Source organism: Clostridium sp., assembly GCF_017888565.1.
Lineage (GTDB): Bacteria > Bacillota > Clostridia > Clostridiales > Clostridiaceae > Clostridium.
On sequence record NZ_JAGHFX010000029.1, the window covers coordinates 1 to 17295 of the forward strand.

14 protein-coding genes and 1 riboswitch are annotated in these 17295 nt (G+C 26.6%); of the genes, 12 read left to right on the forward strand and 2 right to left on the reverse strand.

Translation table 11 applies throughout. From position 1 onward, the window contains the following. Nucleotides 1-439: 439 nt before the first annotated feature. The 3 genes from J7M87_RS05215 (at nucleotide 440) to J7M87_RS05225 (ending at nucleotide 2246) form a co-directional block, all read left to right on the forward strand. Nucleotides 440-787, forward strand: coding sequence for a hypothetical protein (locus J7M87_RS05215; protein WP_291649325.1), 348 nt, complete (start codon nucleotides 440-442; stop codon nucleotides 785-787). 336 nt (nucleotides 788-1123) lie between these two features. Next, complete coding sequence (locus J7M87_RS05220) at nucleotides 1124-1474, forward strand: hypothetical protein (protein WP_291649326.1); 351 nt, start codon at nucleotides 1124-1126, stop codon at nucleotides 1472-1474. Nucleotides 1475-2078: 604 nt separating this feature from the next. After that, nucleotides 2079-2246 (forward strand): hypothetical protein, encoded by a 168-nt coding sequence (locus J7M87_RS05225; protein WP_291649327.1) that lies wholly within the window; start codon nucleotides 2079-2081, stop codon nucleotides 2244-2246. Between the two features lie 123 nt (nucleotides 2247-2369). Here J7M87_RS05225 and J7M87_RS05230 read toward each other — a convergent pair whose 3' ends face one another. After that, on the reverse strand, nucleotides 2370-2756 hold the full coding sequence (locus tag J7M87_RS05230) for a hypothetical protein (protein WP_291649328.1): 387 nt from the start codon (nucleotides 2754-2756) through the stop codon (nucleotides 2370-2372). Between the two features lie 252 nt (nucleotides 2757-3008). On the opposite strand from J7M87_RS05230, the gene J7M87_RS05235 reads away from it, so the two are divergent. The 5 genes from J7M87_RS05235 to J7M87_RS05255 all read left to right on the forward strand — a co-directional run bounded on the left by J7M87_RS05235 (nucleotide 3009) and on the right by J7M87_RS05255 (nucleotide 9090). Further along, nucleotides 3009-4145: an NADP-dependent malic enzyme gene (locus J7M87_RS05235; RefSeq protein ID WP_291649329.1), complete on the forward strand. Its 1137-nt coding sequence runs from the start codon at nucleotides 3009-3011 to the stop codon at nucleotides 4143-4145. 9 nt (nucleotides 4146-4154) lie between these two features. Then, a complete protein-coding gene (locus J7M87_RS05240; RefSeq protein ID WP_291649332.1) occupies nucleotides 4155-4895 on the forward strand; it encodes a MurR/RpiR family transcriptional regulator in 741 nt (246 codons plus the stop codon). A 192-nt stretch (nucleotides 4896-5087) separates the two neighbouring features. Next, complete coding sequence (locus J7M87_RS05245) at nucleotides 5088-6644, forward strand: PTS transporter subunit EIIC (RefSeq protein WP_291649334.1); 1557 nt, start codon at nucleotides 5088-5090, stop codon at nucleotides 6642-6644. A gap of 100 nt (nucleotides 6645-6744) precedes the next feature. Beyond that, complete coding sequence (locus J7M87_RS05250) at nucleotides 6745-8067, forward strand: 6-phospho-alpha-glucosidase (protein WP_291649337.1); 1323 nt, start codon at nucleotides 6745-6747, stop codon at nucleotides 8065-8067. A gap of 279 nt (nucleotides 8068-8346) precedes the next feature. Further along, a complete protein-coding gene (locus J7M87_RS05255; RefSeq protein ID WP_291649339.1) occupies nucleotides 8347-9090 on the forward strand; it encodes a hypothetical protein in 744 nt (247 codons plus the stop codon). A 679-nt stretch (nucleotides 9091-9769) separates the two neighbouring features. Here the strand turns inward: J7M87_RS05255 and J7M87_RS05260 are convergent. Then, on the reverse strand, nucleotides 9770-11590 hold the full coding sequence (locus J7M87_RS05260) for an LTA synthase family protein (RefSeq protein WP_291649341.1): 1821 nt from the start codon (nucleotides 11588-11590) through the stop codon (nucleotides 9770-9772). A gap of 339 nt (nucleotides 11591-11929) precedes the next feature. Between J7M87_RS05260 and J7M87_RS05265 the strand changes: the two genes are divergently transcribed. From J7M87_RS05265 to J7M87_RS05280, 4 genes are all read left to right on the forward strand, one after another. Further along, entirely contained in the window at nucleotides 11930-13888 is a 1959-nt protein-coding gene (locus J7M87_RS05265; protein WP_291649343.1) for an oligopeptide transporter, OPT family, read from the forward strand. A gap of 17 nt (nucleotides 13889-13905) precedes the next feature. Beyond that, nucleotides 13906-14262 carry a PqqD family protein gene (locus tag J7M87_RS05270; protein WP_291649345.1) on the forward strand — a complete coding sequence of 119 codons (357 nt, stop codon included), beginning with the start codon at nucleotides 13906-13908 and terminating at the stop codon, nucleotides 14260-14262. Between the two features lie 89 nt (nucleotides 14263-14351). After that, nucleotides 14352-14461, forward strand: a riboswitch (SAM riboswitch). An 87-nt stretch (nucleotides 14462-14548) separates the two neighbouring features. Further along, nucleotides 14549-15706: a PLP-dependent aspartate aminotransferase family protein gene (locus J7M87_RS05275; RefSeq protein ID WP_291649347.1), complete on the forward strand. Its 1158-nt coding sequence runs from the start codon at nucleotides 14549-14551 to the stop codon at nucleotides 15704-15706. A 2-nt stretch (nucleotides 15707-15708) separates the two neighbouring features. Next, nucleotides 15709-16845, forward strand: coding sequence for an aminotransferase class I/II-fold pyridoxal phosphate-dependent enzyme (locus J7M87_RS05280; RefSeq protein WP_291649349.1), 1137 nt, complete (start codon nucleotides 15709-15711; stop codon nucleotides 16843-16845). Nucleotides 16846-17295 lie beyond the last annotated feature (450 nt).

The window sequence follows — 17295 nt, forward strand, 5'->3', positions numbered from 1 at the left end:
TAATATTAGATTTCAAAAAAGGTTAAAAAATATGGCTCCAATTAAATATCGAAGCCATTTTTGTAATTCACAATGATATATCCCTTTTAACAATGTCTACTTTTTAGGGGTCAGACCAAAACGCGACTCCCTTTTAAACCATTGATTTCACTTACTTGAATACGTTTTCCAATTAAAATAAAAAATTTTTACCTATTATTTATATATTAGCAAAAATAAAAGCTTGAATTAGAACTTCCCTTTTTATTGGATAAAATCGAAGCCTATTTTGTTACAGCGCTTTTATATATTTATATTTTATAAATTTAAGTTATAACAAAAGTAATATTAAGCTAAGCAATAATTAATAGAAACATATTAGAGTAAAGTTAATTTCATAAATAAGATGGTATAATATATACTATAACAGTATAAACAGAATTAAAAATGGAGTATTTCAATGGGAAAATTTAAAGAGTTATATATAAAATATTATAATTTAGATGAAGAAACAAAGAAAATTATAAATTCTTATCCTCAAGAATTTATAGCTGATAAAAATGATATAAGATTATCCTTATTACATTATATTTTAAGATCTAATAATTATATATATGAGCTTAAAGCAACTAGTGGAACTGCTCACCTTTGGACTTGGAGTGATTTTAGAAGGGAAGCAAAAGGCAGAGTTCTAAGCTATAAAACTGAAACTAATATAGTTTTAAGTCAAATTCTTGAGTTTTATAATGATATAGATATGAATTTATTAAGTAAATATGGTTTAGAAATAGCTAAAAGAATAAATTAAATTATAACAAGTATATAAATGTTTTAGGATAAATAGAAATAAAATATTGAATTAACATAATTAGAGAACTGTCACTTTGATTGTAATAAATTGGCATAGATTAATTTGGTATAAATTGATATAATTATATATGCAAATGAAAAATATTATTAATTAGGTGATTAAGTGAAAATAAAGTACAAAAATACAGTAGACGATTTAATAGAACTAAATTTTTATTTAAATACTAAATTAAAGAATAGGAGAGTTAAAAATTATTTTTTTAAATATGGGTATATATTCCTAATACTCCTAATTTCTATATGGTATTTTAAATATAATTATGAGGATAAATATATGTTTTTAATTATAGTAACAATTTTAGGACTAGTGTGGTTAGTACTTCTACCTATTATTGTTAAAATAGAATTAAGACATAGGTTTAAAGATAAAGATATTAATAATGAGTATTTATATAATGAAACAATATTAAAATTAAAAAATGATAAAATAGTTATTTTAAAAAATGATAATAAAAGTGAATTAATTTTTAAAGATATATCTAACATAATAATTTATAAAAAAAGAATTTTTATCTTTAAAGAAAATTTTAATATATTTGCAATAGTACCTGTTAAAGTATTTTTAAATGATAGTGAAAAAAACAAATTCCTAAATATAATAAAAGGTAATTTATGTTACGGTTGAATTTAATGTAAATTCTTTTAATTTTATTTATCTTAATTATGATTTTGAATTAAAATTTTTGGTTATCAAACATAGAGATTTTTTTATTAATAATTAATTACTACTCACTATTTATGAAAAATAAAATAGTTTACTTTAGCTTAATCATTATTTAGTTTGTAAAATATATTAAAAATATTTTCTGGGAAATAATGGAAAAGGTGTTTGATATTTTTATAGAATCATTAAAAATCCTCCTATATATAAAGAATAGTAATATAAAATTATTATAAATGTACAAATATTATGTTAGTAGTTCAATTTAATATAATATTATTATAAAAGTATTTTAAGTATATTTGTCTTTAATATTATGAAAGAATGGATTATCCATGTGTAAGCTAAAAATAAGTTATTAATTTTATTATATTTTATAATAAATATAATTTTACTATATGGTTGCACAAAACAACCTATTGAAATTTAAAAAGAGCATAAGTCTCCTAATGGTAATTATATTGCTTATACTTATACATTTACTGGAGGTGGAGCAACTGTTCCATTTAGACCAGCAGTATCTATTATTGAATCTAAATATTATGAAGATAAGATAAACGAAATATTATTGAAAAATTCACCAAATGTTTTTCTTGCTACTAGATTAACTAATAAATTTATTGACGTTGAATGGATAGATGATGATACATTAAAAGTTACTTTAGATAATTTAGATGATATTTATTTAAAGGTAGATGTATTTAATGGGATTAAAATTGAATATGATGAAAAATAAAAGTGAAATATTTATAGATATATCAGATAGTTATAAATATTTCACTCTCTTTTTCTTTATGACTTGTTAAATAAAATTGTGTTTACGATTAAAAGTTAACTGCATTTAATTAGGATTATTAAATTAATTTTGATCAGCATATTTCATTATATCTTTTAATGCTTTTTCTCCATTCATAGTTCCAAATGTTTTCATATCTAGAACATCACAATTTATATTATAAGGTGATGTAAGCTTTTTTATAGATGATAGTAGGTATCTTACTTGAGGACAAATTAAAATTAAGTCAATTATAATATTCAGATTATATTCTTTTATAGAAGATTCTTTTATAAATTCAGCAGGACCATAAGCAAGTATAAATTTGTATTTTTCATTGTAGTCTTTAAAATTTGATATAATTGTCATAATATCATCAACTAAAATGGTATTTTCTTTTGAAGCTTTTTTGATTTTAGAGCAGAATAAGCTAGAGGTTGCCCCTCCAGCACAACATATATATACTAACAATTTAAATATCCTCCCAATATAATAAATGTATACTAATAATACTCCAAATTGTTGGTATATTATATATTTTTTTCAATAATTTATTTTTATAAAAAGATTTTAAGATAACTTTAAAGGTTCACTACAAATTTTATTCCTATAAATACAGCTAATAAATAGGTTTATTGAAAAATTACTTAGGTCTTAAATGTGTTATTTCTATTGAATGAAACATAAAAAGAATCTATTATACATAGGAAGGAGGGATATTTTATGAAAGAAAAAAGTTTGCAAGCCCACGAAATGTGGAAAGGAAAAATAGAAGTTATAAGTAGGTGTCCTGTAAAAAATAATGAAGATTTAACAATTGCGTACACTCCAGGTGTATCATATCCGTGTTTAGAAATTGAAAAGGATAAAGATGCTTCATATAAATATACAAGAAGATCTAACTTAGTTGGTGTAATTACCGATGGAAGTGCTGTATTAGGACTTGGAAATATAGGTCCTTTAGCTGCAATGCCTGTTATGGAAGGAAAATGTGTGTTATTTAAAGAATTTGCTGGTGTAGATGCTTTTCCTATTTGTATTAACAATAATGATGTTGAGGTATTAGTTAATACAATAAAATTAATAGAAGGTAGTTTTGGTGCAATTAATTTAGAAGATATAAGTGCACCACGTTGCTTTGAAATTGAAGAAAAACTAAATGAAATTTGTGATATACCTGTTTTTCATGATGATCAGCATGGAACTGCTATTGCTGTTTTAGCTGCACTTTTAAATGCTAAAAAGGTTGTTAAAAAGGATTTTGATATTAAGATAGTAGTAAATGGAGCTGGAGCGGCAGGAATTGCTATTGCTAATTTAATTTACGATGCAGGATTTCATAATGTTGTAATTTGTGATAGATATGGTATAATCACTAGTGATAATGCAAGTAATAAATATCAAGAAAAATGTGCAATTAAGTTCAATAAAAATAAAGCTGGGAGTCTTAAAGATGCATTAGTTAATTCAGATGTATTTATAGGAGTAAGTGCAGGAAATATATTAACAAAAGAAATGGCAATGTCAATGAATTCAGATTCCATAATATTTGCACTAGCTAATCCAATTCCAGAAATAATGCCTGAAGTTGCTAAGGAAGCTAATGTAAAGGTTATTTCTACCGGAAGAAGTGATTATCCTAATCAAATAAATAATTTATTAGTTTTTCCAGGAATAATAAAAGGAGCTTTAAAAGCACGTGTTAATAAAATTACTACAGAAATGCAGCTAGAAGTTGCTAAAGGAATTTCTAAATGCATAGATGAAGATAAACTAAATAGTGAAAATATTATTCCAAGTGTATTTGATAAAAGAATAGTAGATTTAGTTTGTGATATAATTTGTAGTTTCAAAAAGTAAGGAGTTTTTATGGAGAATTTAGCTAAATTATTTAACAAATTAACTAATAGTGAGCAGAAAGTATTTACATATATTTATGCTAATCAACAGAAGGTAATAAAAATGAAAATAAATGATTTAGCTAAGGAGACATTTACTTCTAAAACTGTAATTATTAATTTATCTCAAAAATTAGGATTTGAAGGATTTTCAGATTTAAAATATTATTTAAAATCAAATAATAGTGCTGATGATGATATAAAGGTTTTAGAAGATTTACAATATGGATTAAAACAAAATATTGAAAAAACCTTTGTAGTTATAGAAGCTGATTTATACAAAAAAATTTCTAGAGAAATCATTGAAGCAAAAACCGTCTATGTTTTTGCAAGAGGTACAAGTAAAGCAGCTGGATATTATTTAAATCATCTATTATTAACTTTAGGAATTAAGTGTATTTTTGTTAAAGACTATAATTTACTTACTTTAGTTGGAAATACATTAGAAAGTGATGAGTTAGTTATTTTAATTTCATTATCTGGTAATACAGAAAAAATATTAGAAGTTGCTAATATTGCAAAAGTTAAAGGCTCTAGAACTATTGCAATAACCTCTTTTGGTAATAATGAATTGTCAAAGATAAGTGATTATACTCTTCATTGTGTCTCTAATGATACAGAAACTAAGTTTAATGATAGTATATCTAGAATTGGTATGTTTATAGTAATTGAGATGTTAGTAAATTCAATTAAGGAGTTTAGTTATAAATAGCTCGCAAAATGCGAGTTATTTTTATTTATGACCTAAGTCATTTCTTGTGACCTTGGACTTCATAAAAGAAAAGAGTATCACCTTAGGTTATTGCAACATTGCTAAGCACAACGTAAAATGATTATTAAGAAGAGCGCTCTTTTAAGAAAAGGTATTCATAAGTGTATAATTTAATAAATGGAGGAAGACGAAATGTCAAAAGAGTTTAGTCAAAAGATTCAACAATTTGGTAGAACATTATTGTTACCAATTGCTGTTATGGCACCAGTTGGAATGATCCTAGGTATAACGGGAGCCCTTGTCCAATCTTATATGATAGCAAGATTTCCGTTTTTAGGAAATGAAGTACTTAATACTATTTTAGTTAATATTAGAACTATAGCAAGTGCTGTATTTGATAATATTCCATTAATGTTTGCAATGGGTGTTGCTTATGGAATGTCTAAAAAAGACAAAGGAATTTCAGTATTTGCATCAGTTATAGGATATATAATTCTAATTATATCTATGAATGTTTGGCTTACTGTAACTGGAAAGCTAGCAGATCCAGAAGTTATGAGTCAATTTGGACAAATTAAGGTATTAGGAATACAAACTATGAATGTAAACGCTTTAGGAGGAATCGTAACAGGTTTAGTTGCTGCATGGGCAACAGATAAATTCTATAAGCTTGAGTTACCAATTGCATTTGCATTCTTCTCAGGTAAAAAATCGGTTCCAATAATAACAATGGGAATCATGGTTGTAATTGGTTTAACAATACCATTTATATGGGAAGTATTAGTAGCTTTACTAACAAAGTTATCAGTAGTTTTTTTAAGCCCAGTAGGTCCATTCTTTACGGCAGCAGGTGAAAGATTATTTATACCTTTTGGACTACATCATCTTTGGAATGCTTTATTTAGATTTACTGAAGCTGGTGGATCTTATGTAATAAATGGAGAAACTTTTGTAGGTATTGTTCCAACATTAAATGAAGTTTTATTTAATCAAGGTCCAACTAGTGAATATTGGAGTATGATGCCATCACTAACAAGATTTATGGCTCAACAACAAATGTTGTGTACTTTATTTGCTTTCCCAGCTATAGGTCTTGCAATGTATAAAACAGCATATAAAGAAAATAAAAAACTAGTTAAATCATTAATGATTACTTGTATATTAACAGCACTTTTAGGTAATGTAACAGAGCCGTTAGAGTTTTCCTTTGTATTCATTGCACCATTATTATATGTAGTTTATGCATGTATTATAGGTGTTGGAGCAGTTGTATTATCTTTAGCCAATGTTGCAATTGGATATATAAGAGGTACAGTTTTCGATTTTGCAATATTTGGGCTACTTTATGAAAATACTCATTGGATTAGCTTTATAATAATTGGATTAATTTTAGCAGTTGTAATTTACTTTGTATTTAAATGGGCAATTTTAAAATTTGATTTAAAAACTCCAGGAAGAGAAGATTCACCTTCTGCAGATAATACTCTTATAAAAGAAAAGAGATATGATGAAATAGCAAAAATAGTTATAAAAGCTTTAGGTGGTAAGTCAAATATAAAGAATGTAGATAACTGTATAACTCGATTAAGAATAGATTTAGGTGAAGTTAATATAGTAGACCAAAAGCTTTTAGAGACATCTGGATGTACAGGAATCTTCTTCCCAGCATCTAAGCATATTCATATAGTTTATGGGCCTTTAGTTGAGTTTGTTAGAAATGCAGTAGATGATGAATTAAGTAATATGTAATAATGTGTTAATTTAATAGTTAAAAACAAGAAAATATTAATATATACAAAATTTAAAATAAGAAAACTTTAAAATTATAAATACAGCGGAGGGATAGATAATGAGAAGTAGTAATATAATCACAATAACTGGAGCAGGAAGTGCTAGAACTCCAGCCTTAGTAGGAAGTTTAGTGAAATTAAAGGATAGATTTCCACTAAAGAAAATCATTTTTTATGATATAGATAATGAAAGAACATCAAAAATGGAAGACTATATTAGATTAGTTTTAAAAACTTATTGTAATGATACAGAAGTTGTTTTTACAACAGATCCAGATGTGGCATATGAAAAAACTGATTTTGTATTTTGCCAAATGCGTGTTGGTAAAAATGATATGAGAAGCTTTGATGAAAAGATTCCACTAAAGCATGGATTAGTAGGACAAGAGACCTGTGGACCAGGAGGCTTTGCTTATGGAATGAGATCTCTTGGAGCAATGGTAGAAATGGTTAATCAGGTTCGTAAACATTCAAAAGATACATGGATACTAAATTATACAAATCCTGCTGCAATAGTTGCATTAGGCCTTGATAAAGTCTTTCCAGATGATAAGAGAATCTTAAATTTGTGTGATCAACCATATTCACTTATGAGATCTTACGCTAAAATATTAGGAGTTGAGCAAAAAGATTTAAGAGCTACTTACTTTGGATTAAATCACTTTGGATGGTTTACAGAGCTTAAAGATGTAGATGGAAATGATTATTTCGATAAATTAAGAACTTATTTAAGAGATTATGACTTTAAACCTTATAATGCAGAGCAACGTTCTAAATCTTGGCTTGATACATACTTAAGAGTAAATAAATATATGAACTTCTTTGATGAATATATTCCAACAACTTATCTTCAATATTATTTCTTTGCAGAGGAAATAGTAGCTGAAAGTGATCCTAATTATACAAGAGCAGATGAAGCAAAGGACTCAAGAGAAAAAGAAGTTTGGGATATATGTTCTAAAGCTACTAATGCTAATTCAATAGATGATGTTGAAATAATTACAAATAGTGTTTTTGGAGACTTAATGATTGAACTTGCTGAATCTATAGCTTATGATCTTCATAATGAATTTATCCTTATGAGTAGAAACAATGACATTATAACTAATTTCAGTAAAGATGCTATAGTTGAAGTTTCAGGAACAGTAGGAAAGGATGGAGCACATCCTTATAAATATGGAGAAATCAAGCCATTTTATAAAGGATTAATGGAAGGACAACATGCATATGAACTTCTTACAGTTGAAGCATTCTTAGAAAAAAATTATACTAAGGCATTACAAGCATTAACTTTAAATAGAACTATTGTAAATCCTGAAAAGGCTAAAGCTGTATTAGATGATTTAATGGAAAAGAATAAAGATTTTTGGTATTTAACTTAGAATAAAAAAATCAATCTTAGAATAAAAAAACTCAAATAAAGGTTTCTAAACTTTTATTTGAGTTTTTTTATATATGTAACTTTAAAAGTATAATTTATAAAATTATACTTGATATCTTTATTTTGGTTCAAAGCTAATATAGTAAAAAATAGTTTTATAGTCTTATTTAAAATTATTATTAATTTTAAAAACTTATATTAAGAAAATTAATTCGAAATGATTAAAAATAACGCCTGCTTGTCAATAATTTAAATAGTTAAAGATAAGGGGGAATAGGCTATGAAAGTTAGTAAAAAGATAGCAATTATAATTTTAGCGATAAGTATTTTTCTAATAAGTGATATAATAAGAGTTTCTGCAAACACATCAAAGGATATTCAATCTATAGGATTAAATAGCGAAAATTTTGTGGAATATATGAATAATCTAGATATAAGTAAGCAAGAGATTGAGGAAGTAGTAGATAAGGGCAAAGAGTTATCAGAAAATATTAAAGGTAAAATCAGTATTAAGGATTTTAAAATAAGCGAATTAGTAAATATATATAAAGAAATAACCTCAATCGCTAATAATTTAAATCTTAATATAGATTTCAGTTTTAAGGACGGAAATTTTAACCTTAAAGACAAAAATAAAAATGATGTAATATTTAATGGGAATATAAATGATTTGGGAAAATACTTTGAGTTTTATAAAAATAATACTCAATTATTAGCCAAAGAAGTATTAGGAAATATTGAAAATAAAGAAATTCTTGAGAATATAGGAGAAGTCGTAGAAGAAGAACTTGGAGGATCAAAGGAAACATTAAAAAACGTCTTATTGAAAGATGAAAATAAAGATATTAATGATTCAAGTAATAGTAAAGCTCAAAATAAAGTTAGTATAAATAATGAAGAGGTAAATAACGAAGCTAATTATAATAAAAGTAAAAAAGGTAATTTTGGGGTAGTATTTTCTATTTTTATTTTGATTGGAGCATTTTTTACAATTATGATTTCTTATATAAAGTTTAGAAAATAAAATATATCTGTATATCTAATTTATTTTGATAAATTACCCAGTAATTTTAAAAATAGAAATTAATAAACTATAGAAAATTCAAGAATAAAAAACTTTTTAATATTTCTATTTGCCCAAAATATTAAAAATAAGGCTATACTTAAAAATACTATTGAAAAAACATATTCTTTAATAGTATTATTAATCAAATTTTTTATAAATATATTTAATATTGAAAACCCTAAAAATTTTCAAATACTATCTCTAATTCAATAGAATTAAGTTTAAAGTGATTAAAATATGAAATAATAACTTTTTTAAACGATTCAACTTTTAATAATGAATACTTATTTACATTTATTAAAAATCATCATATAAAAAAGGAATATATAGTAAGTTTATAAGAAAAATAAAAAATACTTCTTTAGTTAGAAAAAGAGTAAGGATATTAAGTATTGATAGGATATAAATTTTTTTTATAACAATCACCTTCTAAAGTAAAATAATGTATAATTAGTAAATAATATATATATTATATCATGAATTAATTGATTAGTAATGTTTTAAAAGAGGTTAATGGGATAACAATAATTTTTAATTATAAAATTGAATAAGACTTTATTAAAAATAAATTTGAAGTAATAAAAAATACTGCCAAGTAAATAGAATATAGGCAGTATTTTTATGCATTTTTAAAGTTTTATTTATCAATAATGTTAAAGTAATTTCCTTCAATTATATTATCTGCAATTTTAAATACATCTTTTAAATGTTTTTCTTCATTTGCATCTTTTGGAGTACCAATAATATCTCCATTGTTTAATATTGTTGCATTTCTATTTGTATTAACTAGAACTCTACCCATAGATGTATTATCAAATTTAGATCTTTCAACACCTAAAAGATAAGAAATTGTAGGTAAGAAATCTACTTGTCCACCTGCTTTAGAAATAGTAGTAGCTTTTATATTTTTATTATAAATTATAAAAGGTATTTTCTTATCATTTTCTTGCCACCAGTCTTCATTTAATGGAGCATCTTTTATTTCTTCTTCATAGAATTTATGAACACCACCATGATCTCCATATATCATTAAAACTGTATTATCTAATTGGCCATTCTTTTCAAGTTCTTCAATAAAAAGTTTTATTGCTTCATCTGCGTACCTTACACTTTGGAAATATCCTCCTAACATATTATCGTCTAATTCCTTAGGTAGATCTAATAATTTTTTATCTTCTGGCATTTCAAATGGACCATGACTTGTTAAAGTAGCAATGAAAGTATAAAATGGTTGACTTTCTGATTTAATCTTATCTGCAATTTGTTTTAAGTATGATTCATCAGATAACCCTGGTCCAATCACTTCATCAATATTAAATTCATTTATATCCCACAATTTATCGGCACCAAAAGATTTATGAGGTTCTGCCCAGTTCCAACTTCCAGGTAATTCTGCATGAGTTGAAATTGTTGTATATCCTTCGCTATTTAATATATTTTGTAAACTATTATATTTGGTCCAAGGATATGTTGGGAACGTACTAGTCGCTCTGATAGGGAAAATAGATGTATTAACCATCAAATCACAATCAGAACTAGTACCAGAATTATTTTGTTCATAAATATTATCAAAATATAAACTTTCAGAAAGTAATTTATTTAAAGTAGGTGTAATTTCTTGGCCATAAACCTTTTGATTGATAACAAAGTTTTCTAAGGACTCAACTTGAATTGCAATTAAGTTTTTATCCTTAAGCATTCCGAAATATTCATTATCTGGAATATCTTCTTTATTATTATCAAGCCAAGCTTGTACATCACTAACATCTGAATTTGATAATTCTTTATTTCTTCCTATAAAGTATTTTAAGTCAAATCCATGATATCCTAAGGGGCTCATATCACTAAATGTTTGAAAAGGAGCCCAAGATAATCTTAAAAATGATTGTCCCGGTATTTTACCTTTTATATCAATTATATAGTGAGAAATAAAAATAATAACTGCACTTAATGAAAATACTATAGCAGTTTTTAGAATTCTTAATGATAATCTTGAATTATCGTTGTACTTTCTTAATTTATCAAATTTAAATAAGATAAAGAATACTATAAAATCTATAACAAATAATAAATCTACAGCTCTAAAGTTTATTAAACTCTTACCAATAGGATTAAATATTTCTGGATGAAGCAAATGTCTAATTGATAAGAATGTTCCATTATTTCTGTAGTACCATATATCTGCAATAAATAATACTGTAATAAGTACATCAATTATTAATGCTGACCAAATTTTACCTTTGTATTTAAATAAGAACATAATGCTTAATATTAATGTTATTATAATTAAATGTGCGCCTATAGCAGGAACCCCAAAATACATAGTGGCAAAATTTATACTAGATGAATTTGTAGTTCTAAGCATTGACAGTAAAAGCATGGATTTTGCTTGAACTATCAATACCATAAGTATAAATAGCCAATTATTTAATACTATTTTTTTAAATTTGTTTTTCATATGATTTCCTCCGAAATAAACTATTTCTTCTCAACTTATTTTATCTTAAATATAGAATTAACGCCATATAAAAATTATTATGTCAAAAAAAAGTAATAATCAACTTTAACAATCATTCTATTTACTCTTTTTATCAACAAATGTATAATTATTCTGAAAGGAGAAAATTTTTAGAATTTTTAGAAAATAATAGTATATAATGAGGGTGATAATTAGTAGAGTGAGAAAAGGAAAGTCAATAAATTTTTGCCAAAAGAAACAAAAAAATTGCTAGAATATACAATACAATGTGACTTATAAAAATTAAAATTAAGTAATTTAATTTAGGGAGGAATCATTATGTCACAAAAAAATAAGCTTTCTCATGAAGCTTATGGTGGAGTAAATGGAGAAAATTACACGCCTTATGTTTCAGTTAAGGATGCGTTGCCAGAATTAACTATTGCATCCATAATAGTTGGATGTATATTTGCAGCAGTTTTTGCAGCTGCAAACGTATATTTAGCATTAAAGGTAGGGATGACTATTGCTGCTATAATACCTACATCAATACTTGGGACAGCCCTACTATATGCCTTTGGACGAAAAAGTATTTTAGAATCAAATATGGTAGCGGGAATAGCAGGAATAGGAGAATCTTTAGCTGGGGGGATTGTATTTACATTACCTGCTATTGTTATATGGAATGGAAATATTACATTATTACAAATAGTTACTATTACTATACTAGGGGGAATCTTAGGAGTTTTATTTGTTATTCCTCTAAGAAAATATCTAATGGTTGAAGAACACGGAAAACTAGCCTTCCCAGAAAGTATGGCTGCATCTGAAGTTCTTGTTAACTCAACAGTAGGTGGGACTGGACTTAAAAGTGTTATAACTGGTTTAACTGGTGGTGGAATATATAAATTTTTATCAGGTGGTTTATTATTATGGTCTGAAAGTCCAACATGGATGATAAATATATCACAAAATGGCAAATCTATATTTCAAAGTATGTTTGGTGTTGATGCTTTAGCTTCACTTCTAGGTGTAGGATTTATAGTTGGAATAGAAGCGGCTCTTTATATGTTTGCAGGCGGTGCCATTGCTTATTTTGGGCTTATACCATTAATTAAATTCTTTGGTGATGGAGCTGCATCAGCAGTTTTCCCAGCAACTGTTCCAATTGCAGAAATGACTGCAAGCGCTATAAGGGGAGAGTATATAAGATATATCGGCGCTGGAGCTGTTGCAGCAGGAGGATTTATAAGCCTTGGAAAATCGATTCCAATAATAGTTAAATCAATGAAAGCTGCTTTTTCAGGAATGAAGGCTTCAGGGGAAAATATAAAAAGAACAGATAAAGACTTACCGATGACTTGGGTAATTGGAGGAGCTACACTAGTATTTTTATTATCATGGTTGTTACCGATTACAGGGATTCATCCGGTAGGAGCTTTATTATCAGTATTATTTTCATTTTTATTTTCTGTTGTATCTGCAAGAATATGCGGAATTATTGGAGCATCTAACAATCCAGTATCTGGTATGACAATAGCAACTTTATTGTTTATAACTGGAATTTTAAAATCTATTGGAGTTGTTGGCAATAGAGGTATGATAATGGCTTTACTTGCTGGTGCTATAGCTTGTGTTGCAACTGCTGTTGCCGGAGGAACCTCTCAAGCTTTAAAAACTACATTTATTTTAGGGGGAACTCCTAAGAATATAGAAATTGGATTAATTATTGGATTAATAGTATCAGCAATTGCTGGAGGAGCAGCAATGCTATTACTAATCAATATTTATGGTATTGGTGGAGAAGCTGGTCTTCCTGCACCACAAGCGACTCTAATGTCAATGGTCGTACAAGGTGTTATGGATGCACAATTACCATGGACTTTAGTTCTAGTAGGAGCTGCAATAGGTATTGCAATTGAAATATTAGGACTACCTGTATTACCAGTTGCATTAGGTATATACTTACCAATAAATTTAAGTGTTGGTATTTTAGCTGGTGGTATAGTTAGAGTAATAGTAGATAAGAAGTTTAAAAATAATGAAGAAGTAAAGAAAGAAAAAGTTGAAAAAGGCATATTAATATCATCAGGATTAGTTGCTGGAGATGCTTTAATTGGTATTTTAGTAGCAGGCTTAACAGGTTTTGGACTTAATGAAGTTGTTGGCATAGGACCAAAGTTATTACCTGTATTAGCTGAAAGTAAAGAGTTTGCTTTAGTTATGTTTTTAATTCTAACTTATTTAGTATATAAATATATTATAAGTGATAAGAAAAAGGAAAGTAAGGCTAATTAAATTATTGGAGAATAATAATGTTTAATAATAGAACTAAAAAACAAGAAAATTTCTTGCTTTATATACCAGTAAAAAATCATAAAACCTTTGAGGAAAAAAACAACAGAGTATATTTAATATTTCATCATGATAAATTAATAGAGAAAATGGCTAGAAAGCTATTTAAAAAGCCTGATATTACTGATATAGAACTAGATGAATTAGGAAGTGAAGTCTGGAGATTAATTGATGGTGATAAAAATATTCTTCAAATAGTTGAAAAAATGAGAAAAAAGTTCGGAGAAAAGTGTGAACCTATTGATGAAAGATTAATTTTATTTATCCGTTATTTAAATAAAAGAAACTGGATAAATTTTAAGAAAAGTATAAAATAAAAAGAACTATAGGTAAATGCTTTATCCTTTCAAAATTTATGTTGCCATAAAATGGTTTATACTATATAATTATTATAACAACTAAATAAATCTTATTAAGAGTGGTGGAGGGACTGGCCCTAAGAAACCCGGCAACCTACTAAAGTATAATTTTACTTAGTGTGGTGCTAATTCCAACAGATAATCTGAAAAATAAGAGTAAATTGTACAATTAAATAATTTTGTATATAAGAATTCTTTCTTTTTTGGAAGAATTCTTTTTTTTATTTCAAAAGGGGGCTATAGAATGACACAAAAAAATTATAATTTACAATTCGAAACTTTATCAGTAAGAGGTGCAAGTGGTGGAGATAACATAACTGGGGCAATAAGTTATCCAATATATCAAAGTGCTACGTTTAGGCATCCAGAGCTAAATAAAAGTACTGGATATGATTATTCAAGAACAAATAATCCTACAAGAGAAGAAGTTGAGAAAACATTAAATTTATTAGAGAGAGGCTTAGGTGCATTAGCTTTTTCTACTGGGGTTTCAGCAATAACAGCTTGCATACATTTATTTAGACCGGGAGATCACATTATAGTTTCAGAAGATCTATATGGTGGAACTTTTAGATTATTTAATGATATTTATAGTATATATGGAATTAAATCTTCATTTGTAGATACTTCTGAAATAAGTAAGATAGAAGATGAAATAAAAGAAAATACTAAAGGTATTTTTATAGAAACGCCATCTAATCCATTAATGAGAGTTAGTAATATATCATTGATTAGTGATATTTGTAGAATAAAGGACTTAATATTAATTGTGGATAATACATTTTTAACTCCATATTTTCAAAAGCCACTTTTATTAGGTGCTGATATTGTAATCCATAGTGGAACTAAATTTTTAGGTGGGCATAATGATGTTTTAGCTGGGTTTATTGTTTCGAATAACGAAAATTTATTGAAAAAATTAAAAGTAATTCAAAACTCAACTGGAGCTACATTGTCATCATTCGATTCTTGGTTAATATTAAGAGGTTTAAAAACATTGCACATTAGATTAGAAAAATCACAGGAAAATGCAATTATGCTATCAAATTATCTTAGAAAAAATAAGAATATAGAAAAAGTATATTATGTAGGGCTTAAAGATCATGTAGGATATGAGGTAAATTCTTTGCAGGCTACAGGATTTGGATCTATGATTTCTTTTAGGGTAAAGGATATTACTATGATACCTAAAATATTAAAGAAATTAGAAGTTATATCTTTTGCAGAAAGCTTAGGTGGTGTTGAAACATTAATTACTTATCCTCATACTCAGACCCATTCTGAAATGCCAAAGGATTTAAAGGATCGATTAGGAGTGGATGAAAAATTACTTAGGCTTTCAGTTGGTATAGAAAATATAAATGATTTAATAAAGGATTTAGAAAGAGTATTGGGGGAATAAAAATGAAATTTGGAACTAAGTTATTACATGGAGAAAATAGCATAGAAAAGCAAAGTGGATCAGTAACATTACCAATATACCAAAGTTCTACATTTCATCAATTTGATATAGATAATTTTGGAGAGTATGATTATGCTAGGTCAGGTAATCCAACAAGAAATTTATTAGAAAAAGATTTCGCAAAATTAGAAAATGGTAATTATGCTTTTGCATTTTCATCTGGAGTAGCTGCAATATGTTCAGTAATAAGTATATTTTCATCTGGAGATCACCTAGTGGTATCATCAGATGTTTATGGAGGAACATATAGGGCTATTACAAAATTATTTAATAGGTTTAATATAGAATTTACTTTTGTAGATGCATCAAATTTAAATGAATTAGAAAATGCAATAAAATCTAATACTAAAGCCATTTATTTAGAAACGCCTTCAAATCCTTTATTAAAAATAACAGATTTAAGTAGTGCTATAAGTATAGCAAAAAATCATGGAGTTTTGACAATTGTAGATAATACCTTCTTATCTCCATATCTTCAAAGACCTTTAGATCTTGGAGCAGATATAGTTGTTCATAGTGCTACAAAGTTTATTGGTGGGCATAGCGATGTTATTGCTGGTTTTGCGGTAACAAAAAGTAAAATTATTGCAGATGAAATATATCAGATACAAAATAGCTTTGGAGCAATATTATCACCACAAGATTGTTATTTAATATCTAGAGGATTAAAAACATTAAAAGTTAGGATGGAAGAATCACAAAAAAATGCATTAAAACTTGCCGAGTGGTTAAATAATCAAGATGTTGTTGAATGTGTATATTATCCTGGACTAGAAGGTCATAAAGATAAAAAAATTCATGATAAACAAGCATTTGGTCCAGGCGCAGTATTATCATTTAAGTTTCAAAATTTAGAACAAGCTAAGTTCTTTTTAAATAATGTAGAAAATGTAGTTGTGGCAGTAAGTTTAGGAGCAGTAGAAACAATTGTATCTTATCCTATAAAAATGAGTCATGCTGCGATGCCAAAAGAAAGTCGAGAAGCATTGGGTATAACTGATACATTAGTTAGAGTCTCATTAGGGCTAGAAGACATTGATGATTTAATTAAAGGATTTAAAAAAGGATTTAAAAATTAAATATATAACAATAATATTGAACTATCAATATAATATATTATCAGTAATTAAAAGGAGTTTTATTATGGAAAGTCCCTAAGCTAACACCTTTAGTAATATTTATATTTTGTTCTGCTATAAATGATAATTTAAACTATATAAATTATTTGTATACTAGATATAGAAAAAGGATAGATAACATAAATAACAATGAAAAAGTTATTAAAGTAAATAAAAATATTCAAGAAGTTTTAAAAGATTTATTTAAATAAATCTACAAATGGCGCAATCTTAGAAGTTTATTTAATATAAAACTTATTCAATTTCAAGTAAGCTTTATTTCATTAAAAAAGTTAACTCCTTTTTATAAAGGGGGTCGCGTTTTGGTCTTACCCCCATTATGTAGACAGTCAATAAAAGGTCGTGTACAATCTACATAATGGGGTGATTTTTTATGTCAATAAAGCACAA

What these genes read in the sequence shown, in the direction of transcription:
- J7M87_RS05270 (WP_291649345.1), top strand. Translation starts at nt 13,906, where the DNA reads ATGTTTAATAATAGAACTAAAAAACAAGAAAATTTCTTGCTTTATATA.
- J7M87_RS05260 (WP_291649341.1), bottom strand. Translation starts at nt 11,590, where the DNA reads ATGAAAAACAAATTTAAAAAAATAGTATTAAATAATTGGCTATTTATA.
- J7M87_RS05220 (WP_291649326.1), top strand. Translation starts at nt 1,124, where the DNA reads ATGTTTTTAATTATAGTAACAATTTTAGGACTAGTGTGGTTAGTACTT.
- J7M87_RS05215 (WP_291649325.1), top strand. Translation starts at nt 440, where the DNA reads ATGGGAAAATTTAAAGAGTTATATATAAAATATTATAATTTAGATGAA.
- J7M87_RS05280 (WP_291649349.1), top strand. Translation starts at nt 15,709, where the DNA reads ATGAAATTTGGAACTAAGTTATTACATGGAGAAAATAGCATAGAAAAG.
- J7M87_RS05275 (WP_291649347.1), top strand. Translation starts at nt 14,549, where the DNA reads ATGACACAAAAAAATTATAATTTACAATTCGAAACTTTATCAGTAAGA.
- J7M87_RS05245 (WP_291649334.1), top strand. Translation starts at nt 5,088, where the DNA reads ATGTCAAAAGAGTTTAGTCAAAAGATTCAACAATTTGGTAGAACATTA.
- J7M87_RS05240 (WP_291649332.1), top strand. Translation starts at nt 4,155, where the DNA reads ATGGAGAATTTAGCTAAATTATTTAACAAATTAACTAATAGTGAGCAG.
- J7M87_RS05235 (WP_291649329.1), top strand. Translation starts at nt 3,009, where the DNA reads ATGAAAGAAAAAAGTTTGCAAGCCCACGAAATGTGGAAAGGAAAAATA.
- J7M87_RS05265 (WP_291649343.1), top strand. Translation starts at nt 11,930, where the DNA reads ATGTCACAAAAAAATAAGCTTTCTCATGAAGCTTATGGTGGAGTAAAT.
- J7M87_RS05250 (WP_291649337.1), top strand. Translation starts at nt 6,745, where the DNA reads ATGAGAAGTAGTAATATAATCACAATAACTGGAGCAGGAAGTGCTAGA.
- J7M87_RS05255 (WP_291649339.1), top strand. Translation starts at nt 8,347, where the DNA reads ATGAAAGTTAGTAAAAAGATAGCAATTATAATTTTAGCGATAAGTATT.